The organism is Nocardia sp. NPDC051750 (assembly GCF_044453135.1).
Classification (GTDB): domain Bacteria; phylum Actinomycetota; class Actinomycetes; order Mycobacteriales; family Mycobacteriaceae; genus Nocardia.
Map to the genome: position 1 here is coordinate 154,217 of NZ_JBITCK010000005.1, position 16,138 is coordinate 170,354.

Genomic DNA, 16,138 nt, shown 5'->3' on the forward strand with positions numbered 1-16,138 from the left:
CACCAGCCGAATGGAGCCCGATATGGCCGTCACCGCCGACGTTCACCGACCCAGCGATGCCGATACCCGGCCGGGCGGGCCGGACCACCCGACCGCGCCGGCCGGCGCCGGTCCCGGGATCGAGCCCGCCGGTCGTCCGGCCCACCCTCCCGGCAGCAAATCATCGATTGTCCAGGCCTGCATGCATTTGCTGGTCGAGAGTTCCGCGCAGCCGCAGCCGATACCGGCCGGATCGCCCGAGCTGGCCCGGATCCACGATCTTGCCGTGGACTGGGTGCGTCACGGCGGTTCCGTCGAAGCCTTCCACCGCTCTGTACGGTCGGCGGTCGGCGAATCCTTCGCTCAGGTCCTCGCCGCCGCCGACGCCGGTTCCGCCGAGGAGGTACTGCCCACGGTCCGCCGGTTCGTCCGCACCCATGAGGCGATTGCGCGGACCGTCTCCAACGGCCTCATGCGACTGCTCACGACCGGCGCGGACAGCCCGGTACCGGCCCTGCGGTCCCTCGCCACCGTGGCCGCCGAAGGCCGCGCCGAGGCGCTCCCACCCGGCGCCCGGCTCAGCGAAACCTACGTCGTCCTCGCCCTGGCGCTGCACCGGCACGACCCCGGGCGATGCGGCTGCCCCGACGCCGACGAACCCGAGCACAGTGCACACAGCGCGCTGCACCGGATACGTCTGGCGCTGGCCCGCAATCACGACGCTTCCGTGCTCGCCGCACTGGGCGCACACGGCGGCACCGTCCTGATTCCCGCGGATTCCGGAACCGACCCCGGTGATCTGGTGGCCGATCTCGCCGCCGCGGCCGATATCCCGATCATCGCGATCGTGGCGCCGGCCGCACGCACCCGGATCACCGCCGTGGCGGATACCGCGCACGAACTCCTCGATCTCGCTCAGCGCCTGCAGTACCACCCCGGCCTCTATCGGTTCCGGGACCTGGCACTCGAATACCAGCTGACGCGGCCGAGTCCCGCGCGCACCCGGTTGTCCGACCGCGTGGCGCCTCTCTACGACCATCCGGAACTGCTCGACACCCTGCTGCTCTATATCCGCAACCGCCTGCGCCGGCAGGCCACCGCACAAATCCTCGAGTTGCACCGCAACACAGTCGATTACCGCCTGCGCCGGATCCAGGAACTCACCGGATTCGATCCGGTCCAGCAAACCGGTCTCTGGTATCTGCAGTCGGGTCTCGTCGCGCACAGCTACGAATCCGGTGGACCCGGCCGGGCCGCCGCCCCGGCACAGACGTGCCGGTCAGCCGGGCCGGACCCGGCCGGACCCGAGAGCACAGACACGAGCGTGCCGATCGATTCCGGTCGACCGATCGGGGCCGGCGCCGGCGGCAGGTGACCCTCGATGCCGCTCGACGACAGCCTTTTTCCGATGATCACCACCCCTGCCGAACCCGGCGACGGAAGCCGGACTACTCCGGCACCCCGCACCCTGGCCGCCACGCTGCTGTCGGGGCGCAGCTCCGCCTCGGTCGCCCGCGAGGCGGGCGTGGCCGTCGCGGACTCGTATCATGTTCTGGCAGTGCGGAGTGCGGCAGCGGGGCACGAACCTTCCGCCGGCCACGAACCGGTGTCCGGCGGGCATATCCGGGCCGTGCGCATCGAACTCCCCGCCATGATCTCCCCGCAGGCGCTCGCCCTCGCGACCGAGGACGGCGTGACTGTCCTCGTGCCCGCGGAGGCGCTGGCGGAAAGCAGTGTGGACGAGGTGATCGGCCGTTTCGCCCGGCGCCACGCGGTGCCGATCGTCGCCGTCGTACACGCGCACTCGGCGCCGGAAGACCTTCCGGACACAGCCGAACAGGCGTGGGAAATAGTGGATCTGGTGCGCCGCCTGCGTCTCCCCGCCGGCGTCTATCGTTTCGATGATCTCGCGCTGGAGTATCAGCTCACCCGGCCCGGCCCCGGCCGGGACCAGCTCGCGTCCCTGCTGGATGCGCTCGACGAACATCCGGAGCTGATCCGGACCCTGCGCATCCATATCGCCAACAACCTCAATCGCCAGCGGACCGCCCGCGTGCTGCACATTCATCCGAATACGGTGGACTACCGGCTCAAACGTATCGGCGAGCTGACCGGGCTGGACGCCAACGAGGCGCCGGGCCTGTGGTATCTGCGGTCGGCGCTGGTCGTGCGCGGATACGCGGACACCGAATAGGCCCCGGCGGGCGCCGGGGCCTATTCGTGCCCGGTCAGGCGTCGCCGCCGGAGACCGGTTCCGGCTCGGGTATGTCCGAAACCATGTCGTCGGGTAACGCCTGCTCGGCCCGCCGGGCGCGGCGTTTGTCGTTGACTCGGGTGAATTGCACAGCCAGCTCGAACAAGACGGTGAGCGAGAGCGCCAGCGCCAGCATGGAGAGCGGGTCCTGCGGGGTGACCACGGCCGCGAAGACGAAGAGCCCGAAGATGATTCCGCGCCGCCACGCCGCGAGCCGGGCGTAGTCGAGCACCCCGATCAGGTTCAATCCGATAATGAGCAGCGGGGTCTCGAAACTCACCCCGAAGATCACCAGCAGCTGGATCATGAACGAGAAGTATTCGGCGCCGCTGAGCGCCGTGATCTGTGCGTTGTCGCCGATGGCCAGCAGGAAACCGAGGGCGTGGGACACCACCAGGTAGGCCAGCACCGCACCACACGCGAACAGCACGCTGCCCACGGCGGTGAAGCCCACGGAATACCGGCGTTCGGTGTGGCGCAGGGCCGGCGTGACGAAGGACCACAGGTGGTAGAGCCAGGCCGGTGCGGCCAGCACGATACCGGCGGTGAGGCCCACTTTCAGCCGCAGGACGAACTGTTCGAAGGGCGCGGTGGCCAGCAGCCGGCAGGTACCGTCAGGGGTGATCGACGCGCGGACCTGGGGCGGTAGCGAACAGTACGGTCCGCGCAGCATATCGCCGAGGCCGGGCAGCCCGAGGACCGAATGGCTGTACCAGTAGAACCCCATCATGGTCGTCACCGCGACCACCGCCAGCGATTTCAGCAACCGGCTGCGCAGTTCGCGTAGATGTTCGACCAGCGGCATGGCGCCGTCGGGATTGGACCGCCGCCTACCGCGACGGAGTTCCGTGAGAATGCCCATTACCTCGCCTCGGGTGGGTGACGTCACGCTGGGGATGACGGCGCGGCAGAACGGTGTGGGTGCCGCCGAATCGCTCCGGCGGCACCCACACCGGCCCAGCGCCGGAATTATCAGGCTCGCGCCGAATCCCGCAGGACCGGTTTGGCCTCGGGCACCTGCGCGGACTGCTCCGCCGCGGGCAGGCGCCGTACGGTCGCACCATCCGAATCGGCCGCGTCCGCGTCCGGTTCGGAATGCATAACCTGTACCTCGGACTTGAAGATCCGCATCGAGCGGCCCAGGCTGCGGGCCGCATCCGGCAAACGCTTCGCACCGAAGAACAATGCGAACACCAGGACGACTATCAACCAGTGTGCGGGACTCATCGAACCCATGGTTGCCTCCAATCACTGTCGACGGGGTGGTCCGGCCGGACCGGCGAGGGGACCCGGGCCGGCCGGACCCGAACTGAAATGGAACGGATTACCGCTTGAAATCCAGCAGGTTGGGCAGACCGGCCGCGTACCGCTTGGCGTCGAGCCTCCGGGCCCCTTCGAACTCCTTCAGAGTCGGGTGCGGCAGAATTACTGCCTTCTCCGCATCCGAGCCGGCCGCGTCGAGGATGGCGTTCGCCGCGTGCCGTCCGCCCTCGCAGGCACCTTCCATCGTCGCGAGGTCGACCTCGGTCTTCAGATAATCGCCGGCCAGGAACAGGTTCGGAACCTTGGTGGGCCCGGTGGGACGATTTTCCCAGGAGCTCTTGGTGTTGATCATCAAGTAGTCCTCGTTGGTACCCTTGCCCGCGGCCGGATCGTACCGGTATCCCGGATCGAGGAACCACGAGTGCAGCTGCCGGTCCGTCAGATCGGGGACCAACGGCTCGCCCTGCGCCGCCTTCGTGACCTGATGCCAGACCTCCTTGGCGATTTCCTCCGGGCTGCACTCCATGGCGGGCTTGCGCACGACCTGGCCCGGCACCTCCCAGTCCGAGATGCACAGCGACAGGCAGTCTTTGGCATTGCCGTCGCCGTAGGTGTCGGCGAAGTTGGTGGTCCAGAATTGGCCCTGCTGGATACCGGTGAGGCGCCAGGGCGAGTCGATCCAGCCGACGTGGCCCCGGAAGAACCGGTGATCCGTATTCAGGTAGAACTGGATACCGTTCATCCAGTCCACCTCGAGCTTCTTGATCCGCTCCAGATCCGGATCCAACGCCAGAATCTCCGGGCTCAGGTACTGCGGTACCTGCTCCGGGGCGAAGGCGAGCACGAACCAGTCGGCCTCGATATCGGTGTCACCGGATTCGGTGGTCGCCTTCGCCGCCCTGATCTTCCCGTCGGCGACTTCCAGCGATTTGATTTCCGTACCCATCTGGAACTTGACACCCTGGCTCTCCAGATAGGCCAGCCACGGGTTGAACCACCGCTCGTTCGTCGGGCCGTTCAGGACCTGGTCCGGGAACCGGCCGTCGGTGCGGTGCAGGATGGCGGCCAGGAATCCCTCGGCCTGGTTGCAGATCGTCCGGGCGCTGGCCTTCTCCTCCTTGGCCGCCACCAGGGCGCGGGTGACGGTGGAGATGAGCAGGTTGTAGGTGGGGTTCGAGCCGTCCATCAGGACGAAGTCCTTGAAGGAGGTGTGCTCCCACTGGCCGAGCCGGCGCTCGTCACTACTGGTGAAGAAGACGAGCAGTGACCGGAGCAGCACGACGAGATCGGGGATCGGCAGCTTCGGCAGCCAGATCATTCCGCCGAGCAGTGTCCGGATGATCTTCTCCGGGTTCGCCGCCAGCCCGATCGCGTCGAAATCCAGCGCGAACGGAATGGTGATGTCGGGAGCTGCCTGCGCACCGGTCGCGGTGAGCGCCTCGACGAGATTGTCCTGTACCCCGCGTGCGTTGCCCTCGAAGGGGATTCGGCTCATCGTATCGGGGATGGCCTGGTAGTAGCCGGGGAAGAATCGGAAGCCGTGCTCGCCCGGCAGTGGTTTGCGGCCGCCGGCCACCGGCAGCGGTGTGTCGATACTGCGGGCTTTACCGCCCCAGGCACGACGTTCGTACACGGTGACTTCGAACCCGCGCTCGACCAATTCGTGCGCGGTGGTCAGACCGGCGATACCGCCACCCAGCACGGCTACTTTTTTCTTGTCGGGGGCGGCGTAAGCATTGGTGAGGCCTACCAAACCGCTGCTTGTCGCTGTCGCTGCGGCGACGGCGATCGAGCCGGCCGCAGCGCCTTTCACGAAACTACGGCGGGAGACTTCGGATTCGGCCATTGGATCACGTCCTTTTTGGCATCAGGCTTCCGATCAGGTGGGCAACAACGTATCTAGATTCGATACATATGGTCAACGGAAGTTTCGCTATTGATGTGATGTCACAGACAGCGGCACCGATTTCCGCAACCGCCTACCAAGCGGCTACCCAAATCAACACGGAGAGCAGAGAACAGAACAATTCCGACCGCCACCTTCCGGTGACGGAACGGAGTCCGATCAGGTCGGATATACGGCGAACGCAACGATCCGAGGAGTCGGATTCTTCGGAGTGGCCGCGGATATCTCGCTCGGCGGCCCCGATCGGTGCCTGTTCCATTATTTCGACACCGCCGAGCGAGAAAAGGCACCCGCCGCGCGTTACGGTGCCCGGCGCAGACGGTACCGCACAACTCTGCACCACAGGCGCTTTCGGGATGCGACCGGAAAATCGCCTACCGGGCGCCCGAACCGCTGTGGCAAGTTCACAAAAACGAAAGCGGCGGCGGCCCGGGAATTACTCCCGAACCGCCGCCGCGTCCTGAAAGCGGTTGCTACCGGCGCGAATTACTGCGTCCGAATCGACACCCGCGCGAATCTCATCCCGGCAGACACCACGGACCGGCCGAAATGGTCGACGCGATACAGGACAGCACCGACGACCCGGCGCTGACCGGACCGGATCCCGAGGAACTCAGCGAAGACAGCGGATCGGCGACCACCGCCGGCTCTGCGACGGGTGCCGCGGGCTCGACTGCAATACCCGGAGCCGCCTGCGCCGGAACCCCACCCAATACCAGGCCACCGAATATCACTCCGGCCGCACCCACTTTTGCCATAGCACGCATAAAACACTCAACCTTTCGCGCGGCTATACGATAAGACGTCCAGATCGTATCGTGGATAATTTCGTCGTCGAGATAGTTTGTGACGGTATATAAGCCGATCGATCACTTCCCTGTATTCACTGTTCGCCACCCCGGAATCCACACCGATCGACGGCGGCGACACCGTCGATTCCTTGCGCGCCGAATGGCGCCGCATATTACCGAACCCCTGACGTGCATGTATTACGGGATACCTGAATTCAGGACGACCGGAGGGCGCTCAGCTCACCTGGGTGGGATCGATTCCCTCCCGATAGGCCTGTTCCCAGGCCATTACCGAGACCACATAGGCCATGGAATTGTTGTAGCGCAGGATCGCTCGCTCACGCTGCTCGTGATGATCGAGCTCGGAGCCGCCGTCACACAGGTACCGGCCCGCGGCCAGGGCGGCATCGAAGATATTCTGCGGATCCGCGACACCGTCACCGTTCCCGTCCGCGGCGTAGTACTGCCAGGTTTCCGGGATGAATTGCATCGGGCCCACCGCGCGATCATGGGTCGTCGTACCGTCGAGGAGACCGTCGTCGGTATCGGTGATGATTTCGTTGCCGTCCAGGCTCCCGTCCAGAACGGGGCCGTAGATCGGCTGCACCGGATTTCCCGCCCCGTCGGCCGGCGCGCCGAACGCATGCCCCGACTCGATCCGGCCGATGCCGGCGAGCAGGGTCCACGGCAGGCCACAGGCCGGATTCTCCGCGCCGAGTACCTCCGCACTGCTGCGATACGCGGAAACAGCGACCGCCGGTATGTCCAGTACGCCGGTTGCCGCGACCGGCACGACGGCAGGTGGCGGCGGTGCCTGCTTTGCTTCCTTCAGGGGCACGAAAGGCGGTGCGGGCGGCGGAGTACGGGGTCGCTCGGGCTGCGTGTCGGCCGCCTCGTCGACGCCCGAGACGGCCGGGTCGTCCGCCGCCGCCCCGACCGTCTCGTCCGCCGCTCCGAACATCTCGTCCGCTGACCCGAACGTCTCGACCGCTGACCCGACCCCGCCCGCCTGCGCCTCGACCGCATCCTCCGGTGCGTCGACCACCCCGTCCGGGGGGTGCGCCACAGCGAAAACCCCGGTCGGCAGCACACTGGTGAGTGTCACCACCGAGATCCGGGGCAGGGCCCGCCGACGCCGGCGGCGATGCCTACCCATCGGCGGGTACCGGCCGGACGCGGCGGTCGCCTGCCGCGGAAACGCTGCGTTGAACTATTTTTCGCCTCGCCATTGAGCACGCTCCTTCATCTGAGTCCCCTGACGGAGTCGCCGATCACCACCGTGTCCGAGCCGGTGAGGGTCCGGAGGAAGGCGTTCTGGGCCCGGCGGCCGCGCTCGGCCGCCCGGTCCGCCCCACCCGGCAGCCGGATCAGCGCGGAACGAACCAGGTTCACCGGTAATCGCAGCAGCGGGTACCACGGCGGCATGTATGCCGGCAGGCCGAGCCTGCGCATCGCCTTCGGCCCCAGCAGGGCACTGGCGATCGACAGGTGCTGAGCCCGGGCGATCCGCCCGCGCAGTACCGGGAAATTGGGGTAATGCCAGTTCAGCGGGTCATCGGCCATGGGTACCGCCAATTGCGGCGTCGTCTCGTCCGGGTCGGTGATGGCGGCCAGGGTGTGCGAGAGCACCCGGACAGCGCCGGGGAAATCGGCGGGCAGGAAGCTGTCCTGGACACCGATGAGCCAGCCGACATAGCGCGAGAGGTGGGCGGCGGCATCCAGATCGCGCCGCGGCGGGACTATGCCCATCGGCACGGACCCGACCAGCGGTGCGATCAACGCCCCCACCAGGGTTGCGGCCATATCGGTCTGATTGATCGGCAGCCCCCAGTCGGATTCGCGCCAGTCGGGCATGGCCGCGACCTGACGCCGTACCAGCGCGTGGATCAGCCGGACCTGGATCGTGGACCGATACCCGATACCGCCGGGCTGAAGTCCGTTCTCCGCGGTGACGTTCAAGGCCCACTGCGCCGTTTCGGCGAATCGTTTGGCGGGACCTTTCTCCAGCGCCCCGGTGCGCAGCAAGGTCTTGTTGAACCCGGACGCCAGATAGCCGCCGAGGAACGACACATCGCGGGCGATATAGACGCCGTCGACCCCGCCCAGCCGGTACACCCGCGCACCCCGCCGCAACTGTTCCGGATCCAGCCAGCGGGGCGGGGATTCCACCTGGACGAAGAAATCCCGGAGCGGCCGCGGCGCACCGCGCATTTCGCCGATTCCCTCCCGGAGCGCCTGGTCGAACAGCGGCCAGGTGACCTCCAGCCCGTCGCGGTACATCCAGTCGACCACGGCGTCCATCGGCGGATCGCCGACCGTCAGGGCCGAGCCGAGTTCCTTCCACTGCTCAGGGGTCGGGCCGCGTACGCCGAGCAGCGCGGCGAGTGCACGCATCGCCGGCAGCCTGCGGGGCCGTTCGGGATGCCGGACAGGAACGATCAGAGCCATATTCGGTCCTTCGAATAGTCGACGGGCACAGGGGATCCGCGGCACAGGTGAACGCGGCGGAGGTAATCGGAACGGGCGCGGTGTCATCGCCCGCGGGCCAAGGCATCCCGGAACAGCGGCCACGACCGGTGCAGGTCCTGCTCCCAGTAGCCCCACGAATGTGTGCCGTTCGGCCGCAGATCGAAGACAGCGGGGATGCCCAGTTCGTTCAGCCGGCCGCGCAGCACATGCGCGCAATGGTCGGTGACGGCCTCGAGCAGGCCGCCCACGACCGTCTGATCGACGAGTTTGCCCAGATCACCCCGGATTCCCGGTCCGTGTACCGTCTCCAGCGGTCCGGGCAGACCGGTGCCGGTGGAGACATAGATGGTGGTGCCGCGCAACTCCTCGGCATGCAGATACGGATCGTTCGCCGTCCACGCCGGACTCGGCCACGGCCCCCACATATTGGTCGCGTCCCCGCCCCACCGGCCGACCACCGCGCGGACCATCGCCCGGCCCATCGGGTCGGAGGTGCGAATGCAGCCGCTGTACGAACCGATCGCCACATAGCGTTCCGGGGCGGCCAGCGCGAGCTGGAACACCGAGGTCGCCGCCATGGATATGCCCACAGCCGCGTTCGAGCCCGTCCCGTTGAACGCTTCGTCCATCAGCGGCGGAAGCTCCCGGGTCAGGAAGGTTGTCCACTGCTGGCGGCCGAGAACCGGATCGTCGGTCAGCCAATCCGTGAAATAGCTGCCCGAACCACCGAGCGGTATCACGACATTCACGTGTTCGCCGGCGAAGAATTGCTTGATATCGGTCCGTTGATGCCAACTGCTCGCGTCACTCCCCCCGGCGGCGCCGTTGAGCAGATACAGGGTCGGCGCAGGGGTGGCGGTATCGCGCGCGCGAATCACCTTGGCCGCGAGGACGGTGTCCATTGCCGCCGAATACACCTCGACATCGAGGTAGCCGTCGGGACCCGGCACGATGCCGACGATATGCGAAGCCCCCGGGGCGGCGCCGGGATCGGCCGGCGCCGGCGTCCCCGGGCCCGCACCGGCGACCAGCCCGACGGCCATCAGCAGGAGCGCGGCGAGCCACCGCGTCATCCTGCGCGGCCGGCCGGCGGCCACCCGCACGGCACCGGCGGTGGGGATGCGGCCCGGAAGGCGGGCGCTCATGGCGCGTTTCCTGTGCTCGGACTCCGCGGTGCGCGGCGCGAACTCCGTCATATCCGGTGCGTGCCGGGTCATTATCACTCCTTCGGGACGAATACGCCGGGCGCGTATTCATACGACGCCCATATCGAGCGCCAGGGTTCTCGAACGTTCCCAGATTTCGGACCAGGGCCGGACCGGTCCGGTGCAGTGCGCCACGGTGACGAACCGGCTGATACCGGGAAAACCGAGCGGATCGTCGGCCGCGGCCACGGTCACGGCCGTCCGGAAGTGCCCGCACAGCGCGACCCGGCCCCGCACCGGCCCGACGTACAGCACGCTGCGCGTCGCGTCGGCGGGCCGGCCGAAATAGGCGTATCCACGATTCGGGCTGTAGACGGGCGGCAGTTCCGCGCCCGCGAAATAGTCGAGTGCGGAGGCCTGCCAATACGAATCGGTGACGATCACGGTCCGGTCGCGGATACCTGGCGGGAGCTCTCGGTATGCCCGCGTCACCGCCGCTGTCAGGTCGGGCCAGCCGGTCGTCCCGTACATCCGCATCCGCGTATAGACCTGCGCGGCCGAATCGCTGGGTCGTCGCAACGAGGCCGCCGGTTGCGGCAGCGCGGCCACGACGACCACGGCGAGCACCGCGGAGACGGCACCGAGCCCCACAGAAATCCGGCGCCCCCACCTCCCGGCCCCTATCGCGACGACGACCGCGCCGGCCCCGAACACCGCCGGCAGCAGCCCGGCCGTGTAATAGGGCCGCGAGGCGGTGACCACCGCGAACGCGAGCACCACCACACCCGCTATCGGCACGAACCGATACCGCCGCAGCCCTTCGTGTCGTAGGAAACCGAGGACGGCGGCGGCACCGAGCACCGTTCCGAGTACACCCGCCTGCAGGACCTGGTGCCCGAGCAGCGCGACGCGACCTCCGGTCGCGAGACCTTGTTCGGCCCGGATCGCCTCGCCCATCGCCCACTGCGGCCATCCGTGCCGGGCCTGCCAGAAAAGACCGGGCAGCAGGGTCGGCGCCGCCACCGATACCGGAACCCAGAACATCGCCTTGCGCAGCAGCTCACGGGGACCGCTCAGCACGATTCCGGCGGCGAGCCCGAGCAACACCACGACCGCGAGCCATTTGATCTGCAGATCCAGCGCCGCCACACACACCGCCGCGGGGAGCAGCCGGTCGTCCCGGATCCGCGTCCACCGCACCAGTAGCCAGATCACCAGCGCCGAACAGGTGCTGTCGAGCGCGAACGTCGACAGCGAAGCCCCCTGGGACAGCGCGTACGGACAGGTCGCGTAGGCGAGGGCCGCGAGCAGCTGCGCACGGGTGCCGCCGCCGAACTCACGTGCCACCGCGGCGGTGAGCACGATCGCCGCCACCACCGCGAGAACCGCCGGTGTGCGCAGTACCAGCAGCGATCCCGGGGCGAGGAGGTCGCCCGCACGGGCGATCAGCGCGACGATCGGCCCCTGATCGACGTATCCCGCGGCGAGATGCCGGCCTGCCGCCAGAAAATACAGTTCGTCACCGAAGTAGCCGTATCGGTCCACCCGGAGCAGGAACACCAGACCCGCTGCCACCGTCAGGACGGACACCGGCACCACAGCGAACGGCGGCACCGCGGACGTGGGGCGGATTCCGGCCTCCGCGACGACCGGGACAGCGGTCCGCACGAGAGCCATCACCGCCCCCTCGGCAACGCGAGAACGATCACGGCCAGAACAGCGGCAAGGCCGACCACGATCCACAGGGCAGTACCGAAAGCGATCAGGTGGTCGCGTGCCGGCGCCCCGGAGGTTCCGTGGTCGAGCCGGGTCAGCAGGACCACGGGGCCCAGCGCACCACCCAGCTGCTGCAGGGTGGGCACCAGGCCCGACGCGGGACCTGTCTCCGCCGGATCGATTCCGCCCATCAACAGCGCGGGCAGCGGCGCCGCGAACCAGCCGAGCCCGATTCCCGCCACGGCCAGCGGCACCATCAGGGTGGGGATATCGAACCGTCCGGCGCCGGGGTCGATCAGCAGGGCAACTGCCGCCGTGGCCAGCCCGAACAGAAGTATTCCGGCGGTGAGTGTCGCGTTCCGGCTCCGGTTCACCAGGATCGGCGCGGTCAGCGCACCCACGACCGCCCCGGTGGCGCTGGGCAGCAGGAGCAAACCGGTCTCCCGGGCAGTGAAGCCGAGTCCGAGCTGGACCGTATTCGACATGGTGACCGGCACCCCGGCGAAGATCGCCGAGAACCCCAGCACCGCCACGGCACCGAGAGCGAATTCGCGCCGCGCGAACAGACCCGACGGAAAGGCCGGGGCACGTGCCCCGCCCCGGCCGCGGTACACCACGACCGGCAGCAGTACCGCCACGACCACGCCCACGAGTGACCATTCGAGGACAGATCGCGACCCGCCCACCGGGATGGCCGGATACAGCAGCACCGCGATGAGTGCGATACCCAGAACCGCGCCGCTGGTATCGAATCGCCGCACGACGGCGGACCGCTCCCGGGGCAGGAGCCGCAGTCCCGCCGCCACCGCGACCAGCCCGATCGACAGCTCGGCCAGGAACACCGAGCGCCAGCCGAGGCCCAGGGGATCCGTGTCGACGAGGATCCCACCCAGCACCGGACCGGCCAGGGCGGCGAACGCACCGGTCGCACTGTGTGCGGCGAACGCTACCGTCCGGCGGCGCGGCCCGAACGATGTGGTGATGATCGCCAGGGTCTGTGCCGCGACCAGCGCCCCGCACATACCCTGCACACAGCGGGCGGCGACCAGTTCCGTGCCGCCGCCGGCCATGGCACACCAGGCCGCGCAGACGGCGAATCCGGCCATCCCGGCCGTGTACACCCGCCGCCGGCCGAACCGGTCACCGAGATGCGCACCGACGATGAGCGTGCAGCCGAAGGCCAGACTGTAGCCCGACACCACGAGAACCTGTGGCAGCGCCGGTAACCGGAGGTCCCGGGCGATCGCCGGCAGGGCCGTCGCCAGCATCGTCATGTCCAGTACCTGGACCAGCACCGCGAGCAAGCACGCGAGCAGCGGGCCCCGGATCAGGCGCGGACGATATCCGGGGGACCGCGAAGTGGCGCCGGCAACCGTCGAAACGATCACGGCACGGTTTCCACCGCGAGGGCGTAATCGCCGGTCGCGCAGACGGTGTCCACCACCCGCTGGAACGCGGTGAGATACCGGGCGACCGATTCCCGGGCCGTCGCGGTATCGGGGAACAGGACGGTGATCCGGGTGCCGTCCGCGAAGCGGTTGACCCAGATATAGACCTCACGCGGGCTGAGCGGATTGGCATAGATCCCCCCGTTCACGGCCGTGAACATGGCCGCGCCCGAAATCCGCCGGATATCCAGGTAGGACAGCATCGGCGTCGAACAGCCCGGAGCAGCAACGATATTCGTATCGTCGGCGGCGAGCTCCAGCACCCGGTGCAGCGAGATATCGGAGAGTTCCCGGGCCTGGTCCATCGCCCGTTGGGCCGCGCTCACCAGCGAAGCGAAATCGTCGGCCGCGCCCACCGGGAAAGCCACCGGGATCAGATTCGTGTACCACCCGACCGACGCCGCTTCGCCTTCGGTGTGGCGGGTGTTCACCGGAGTCAGTCCGAGGTAGCGCGCGCGGCCGGCGAGTTCCTTGTCCACACACGCGGCCGCGGCGAAGATCCCCGCGAGAAACCGCCCGCCCTGCCGCGCGCATATCTCGTCGAATTCGACGGCGCGGGGTTCCGGGAACAGTGTCGCGGTCACCTGTGCGCCCTGCGTGTAGCCGCCCGGCCCGACCCCTGTCGCCAGCGGGAACGAGGGGATTTCCCCACCGTGCCGGTACAGAATATTGCGCCATTCGCGCACCCCGGGCGAATACGCCCCAAGGGCCTGGTTCACCCGCCGGTCCCGCGCGCAATAGGCAATATGCCCGGAGACCTCGGGTAGCGCGGGCGAATGCTCGGCGCATTCCGCGGAATAGATGGTCAGGAGGTCGACGAAGGTGAGCGCCTGGGCGACACCGTCGGTATGGAGATGATCGATCGCCGCGTAGACCGTGAAATCGTCCGGGCGTTCGATGATCCCGAAGGTGAAACAGTCCCACCGGGCCGGACCCGGGGTCTCTCGCTGCACATGGGACCGCACCGCCGCGCTGCCGGCGATCTCGCCGTGCGCCACCGGCCGGAACTCGATGGTCCCCGGATCGGTCACATGGCGGGTGAACGATCCGTCGGCCCCGCGCACGAAGTGACTGGCGAACGTATCGTGGCGGCGCAGGAAGGTGTTCACGGTTCTGGTCATGGCGCGATGGTCGGGTGCGCCGGGGAGATCGAAGGCGATCATGCACAGCCGCGAGGCGCGGAACTCCGCGTTCTCGTCACGGTGCGCGGCCCGGAGGTAGACCTGCTGCTGGTAGGAGGGGCCGGTGGGATGGGCCGGCGCTCGCCGCGCCGCCGCGCGCGACTCACGCGTGGCGGTCCACGTGGTGAGTGCGCCTCCCGCGGGATCCCATTCTTCGAAGAAGCCGTAATTGACCACCGAGTGCCTCGATTCGTACCGACTGGGGCCGGTAGTCGCCCGCAGTTGTGCGCACACCGGCCCGGGAACCGACGGCCGAGACCGGCCGTCGCATCAGCGTTCCGGACGCCGGAGCCGCCGAAAGCTTGTGTTCCCCGGCGAACTCACGGACGAGTCAACGCCACCGATCGCCGTGGTGACCACAGCTGTTGCCGATTCTGTGAGCAACTCCAGACGATCACGATCAGGTAACTGGTCCATAATCCAAATTCCGCCCCGAACAGGGAATTCGCCGAATACCCATCGGGGCACGATGATTACGGGCACCGGTTCTGTGACAGTGAACAAAGTTGCGTTGCTTTGTAATTCAGGCGAATTCCGGGCGATACGCTCACCCGGTGTTCAGCAGCATCGGATGGGGCGAGATAGTGGTTCTCCTCGTCGCCGCGCTCGTAATCCTCGGCCCGGAACGACTTCCCGGGGCCGCGCGATGGACGGCCAGGGCGCTGCGGCAGGCCCGTGACTACGCCACCGGCGCGGCAGCGGAACTGAAACAGGACCTCGGCCCGGAGATCGACGAGCTCCGGGCCCCACTGGCCGAACTCCGGCGGTTGCGCACGATGAACCCGCGCACGCTGGTCACCAAGCATCTGCTCGGCGACGAACCGCTGGTGCCGGAGGACTTCCGGTCACTGGTGGCCGATCTCAACGCCGAGCGGATCGATGCCGGCAATTTCGGCCTGATGAACCCACCTCCGGCCACACTCCCGGTGGACCTGACGAAACCGGTTCGTGAACCGGCCGCGGACATCACCGAAACAGGCAGCGCCCATTCCGGCGGCCCGGCCACCTAGCTGCACGGCTCAACGGTCCCGGTCGCCGCCACGACCACAAGAGCGGAGTATTCCGGATGAGCGGACCGACACGATATGCCGGGAGCGGCACCGAAACCCGGCGCCATCACCGGCACCAGGACGCCAGCGAAGAACTCGCCCGATCCCTGCTGTCACCGCCGCGGGCCGCGGCCGCCGCGCGGGTCGCCGGGTACGCCTATATGGACAGGTACGGTGTTATCGCGGTGACGCCGTGCCCCGCGGATCCGCCTCGCCGGCACCGCGATACACCCGATCACGCCGCCGTCATCGAACGGATACGCGCCGAGCTCCTCCTCGACGGCCCCGATCCGCTGCCCGCGCAACTCGGCCCCGAGCGCAACACCATCCTGATCCCCGGAATGGGCCGGCACGCGCGGTGCGCGGAGGAACTGCTGATCCAGCTGTCCGATGCCGCCGACGCCACACTTCTGGCGGCCGTTGTGCACGCCGAGACCGCGCAGGTCCCGGCCGCCGCGGAGCTCGCCCACGAACTGCTGGAGGTCGCGGTGCGCCTGGGCCACCGGCCCGGGTTGTACCGGTGGGAGGACCTGGCGCTGGAGTACCACATCACCCGGCCCGGCCCCGCCTTCGATCATCTCGGCGCGCTACTGGAACCGCTCGCGTCCCATCCACATCTCCTGGACACGCTGGGCCACCATCTCGACACGGGATTCCAGCCGCGGCGTACGGCGGGCCGGCTGGGGCTGCACGTCAACACCGTGCGCCACCGCCTCGAGCGCACGCACCAGCTCATCGGACTCGATCCGCTACGGCCACAGGACGGCTGGCTACTCCGATCCGCGCTGATTGCCCGCCGATTCCTGCTCGGCGGCAACACAATTCCGGTCGGCGAGAAATTCGGAAACGGCACAGATTTCACAGATTCATTTAACTATGAACCCAACTCTGATACATTGTTACATCAACGCTACCGCTGATTTACTCGCAGGCCGCT

At 67.9% G+C, this 16,138-nt stretch carries 14 protein-coding genes; 4 read left to right on the forward strand and 10 right to left on the reverse strand.

Going from position 1 to position 16,138, the window contains the following annotated elements; genetic code table 11:
- The first annotated feature begins 22 nt into the window (after positions 1-22).
- Together ACIA75_RS22490 and ACIA75_RS22495 are read left to right on the forward strand one after the other, a co-directional pair.
- Positions 23-1,354 (forward strand): PucR family transcriptional regulator, encoded by a 1,332-nt coding sequence (locus ACIA75_RS22490; RefSeq protein WP_397107022.1) that lies wholly within the window; start codon positions 23-25, stop codon positions 1,352-1,354.
- A gap of 33 nt (positions 1,355-1,387) precedes the next feature.
- Positions 1,388-2,173 (forward strand): PucR family transcriptional regulator, encoded by a 786-nt coding sequence (locus tag ACIA75_RS22495; protein WP_397107024.1) that lies wholly within the window; start codon positions 1,388-1,390, stop codon positions 2,171-2,173.
- Between the two features lie 34 nt (positions 2,174-2,207).
- On the opposite strand, the gene tatC is transcribed toward ACIA75_RS22495, so the two are convergent.
- The 10 genes from tatC to ACIA75_RS22545 all read right to left on the reverse strand — a co-directional run bounded on the left by tatC (position 2,208) and on the right by ACIA75_RS22545 (position 14,329).
- The gene (tatC, locus tag ACIA75_RS22500; RefSeq protein WP_397107026.1) at positions 2,208-3,095 is read right to left on the reverse strand and encodes a twin-arginine translocase subunit TatC; all 888 of its coding nucleotides are present in this window, start codon (positions 3,093-3,095) and stop codon (positions 2,208-2,210) included.
- 110 nt (positions 3,096-3,205) lie between these two features.
- Entirely contained in the window at positions 3,206-3,469 is a 264-nt protein-coding gene (tatA, locus tag ACIA75_RS22505) for a Sec-independent protein translocase subunit TatA (RefSeq protein WP_397107028.1), read from the reverse strand.
- Between the two features lie 88 nt (positions 3,470-3,557).
- Positions 3,558-5,342, reverse strand: a complete 1,785-nt coding sequence (locus ACIA75_RS22510; protein WP_397107030.1) for an FAD-dependent oxidoreductase — start codon at positions 5,340-5,342, stop codon at positions 3,558-3,560.
- 578 nt (positions 5,343-5,920) lie between these two features.
- Complete coding sequence (locus ACIA75_RS22515; RefSeq protein WP_397107032.1) at positions 5,921-6,169, reverse strand: hypothetical protein; 249 nt, start codon at positions 6,167-6,169, stop codon at positions 5,921-5,923.
- Between the two features lie 259 nt (positions 6,170-6,428).
- On the reverse strand, positions 6,429-7,298 hold the full coding sequence (locus ACIA75_RS22520; RefSeq protein ID WP_397107034.1) for a lytic transglycosylase domain-containing protein: 870 nt from the start codon (positions 7,296-7,298) through the stop codon (positions 6,429-6,431).
- A 137-nt stretch (positions 7,299-7,435) separates the two neighbouring features.
- A complete protein-coding gene (locus tag ACIA75_RS22525; RefSeq protein ID WP_397107036.1) occupies positions 7,436-8,641 on the reverse strand; it encodes an oxygenase MpaB family protein in 1,206 nt (401 codons plus the stop codon).
- A gap of 83 nt (positions 8,642-8,724) precedes the next feature.
- Entirely contained in the window at positions 8,725-9,735 is a 1,011-nt protein-coding gene (locus ACIA75_RS22530) for an alpha/beta hydrolase (protein WP_397107992.1), read from the reverse strand.
- Between the two features lie 180 nt (positions 9,736-9,915).
- Positions 9,916-11,484 (reverse strand): glycosyltransferase family 39 protein, encoded by a 1,569-nt coding sequence (locus ACIA75_RS22535; protein ID WP_397107037.1) that lies wholly within the window; start codon positions 11,482-11,484, stop codon positions 9,916-9,918.
- Positions 11,484-12,911: an MFS transporter gene (locus ACIA75_RS22540; RefSeq protein WP_397107039.1), complete on the reverse strand. Its 1,428-nt coding sequence runs from the start codon at positions 12,909-12,911 to the stop codon at positions 11,484-11,486. Before ACIA75_RS22540 ends, ACIA75_RS22535 begins: the two co-directional genes overlap by 1 nt.
- A complete protein-coding gene (locus ACIA75_RS22545) occupies positions 12,908-14,329 on the reverse strand; it encodes a condensation domain-containing protein (protein ID WP_397107041.1) in 1,422 nt (473 codons plus the stop codon). Before ACIA75_RS22545 ends, ACIA75_RS22540 begins: the two co-directional genes overlap by 4 nt.
- A 377-nt stretch (positions 14,330-14,706) precedes the next feature.
- On the opposite strand from ACIA75_RS22545, the gene tatB reads away from it, so the two are divergent.
- Positions 14,707-15,162, forward strand: coding sequence for a Sec-independent protein translocase protein TatB (gene tatB / locus ACIA75_RS22550; protein WP_397107043.1), 456 nt, complete (start codon positions 14,707-14,709; stop codon positions 15,160-15,162).
- Positions 15,163-15,218: 56 nt separating this feature from the next.
- The gene (locus ACIA75_RS22555; protein ID WP_397107045.1) at positions 15,219-16,121 is read left to right on the forward strand and encodes a PucR family transcriptional regulator; all 903 of its coding nucleotides are present in this window, start codon (positions 15,219-15,221) and stop codon (positions 16,119-16,121) included.
- Positions 16,122-16,138 lie beyond the last annotated feature (17 nt).

Excerpts from the sequence above, each read along its gene's own strand:
- ACIA75_RS22490 (WP_397107022.1), top strand. The coding sequence starts at position 23 with ATGGCCGTCACCGCCGACGTTCACCGACCCAGCGATGCCGATACCCGG.
- ACIA75_RS22495 (WP_397107024.1), top strand. The coding sequence starts at position 1,388 with ATGATCACCACCCCTGCCGAACCCGGCGACGGAAGCCGGACTACTCCG.
- tatC (WP_397107026.1), bottom strand. The coding sequence starts at position 3,095 with ATGGGCATTCTCACGGAACTCCGTCGCGGTAGGCGGCGGTCCAATCCC.
- tatA (WP_397107028.1), bottom strand. The coding sequence starts at position 3,469 with ATGGGTTCGATGAGTCCCGCACACTGGTTGATAGTCGTCCTGGTGTTC.
- ACIA75_RS22510 (WP_397107030.1), bottom strand. The coding sequence starts at position 5,342 with ATGGCCGAATCCGAAGTCTCCCGCCGTAGTTTCGTGAAAGGCGCTGCG.
- ACIA75_RS22515 (WP_397107032.1), bottom strand. The coding sequence starts at position 6,169 with ATGCGTGCTATGGCAAAAGTGGGTGCGGCCGGAGTGATATTCGGTGGC.
- ACIA75_RS22525 (WP_397107036.1), bottom strand. The coding sequence starts at position 8,641 with ATGGCTCTGATCGTTCCTGTCCGGCATCCCGAACGGCCCCGCAGGCTG.
- ACIA75_RS22530 (WP_397107992.1), bottom strand. The coding sequence starts at position 9,735 with ATGACGCGGTGGCTCGCCGCGCTCCTGCTGATGGCCGTCGGGCTGGTC.
- ACIA75_RS22535 (WP_397107037.1), bottom strand. The coding sequence starts at position 11,484 with ATGGCTCTCGTGCGGACCGCTGTCCCGGTCGTCGCGGAGGCCGGAATC.
- ACIA75_RS22555 (WP_397107045.1), top strand. The coding sequence starts at position 15,219 with ATGAGCGGACCGACACGATATGCCGGGAGCGGCACCGAAACCCGGCGC.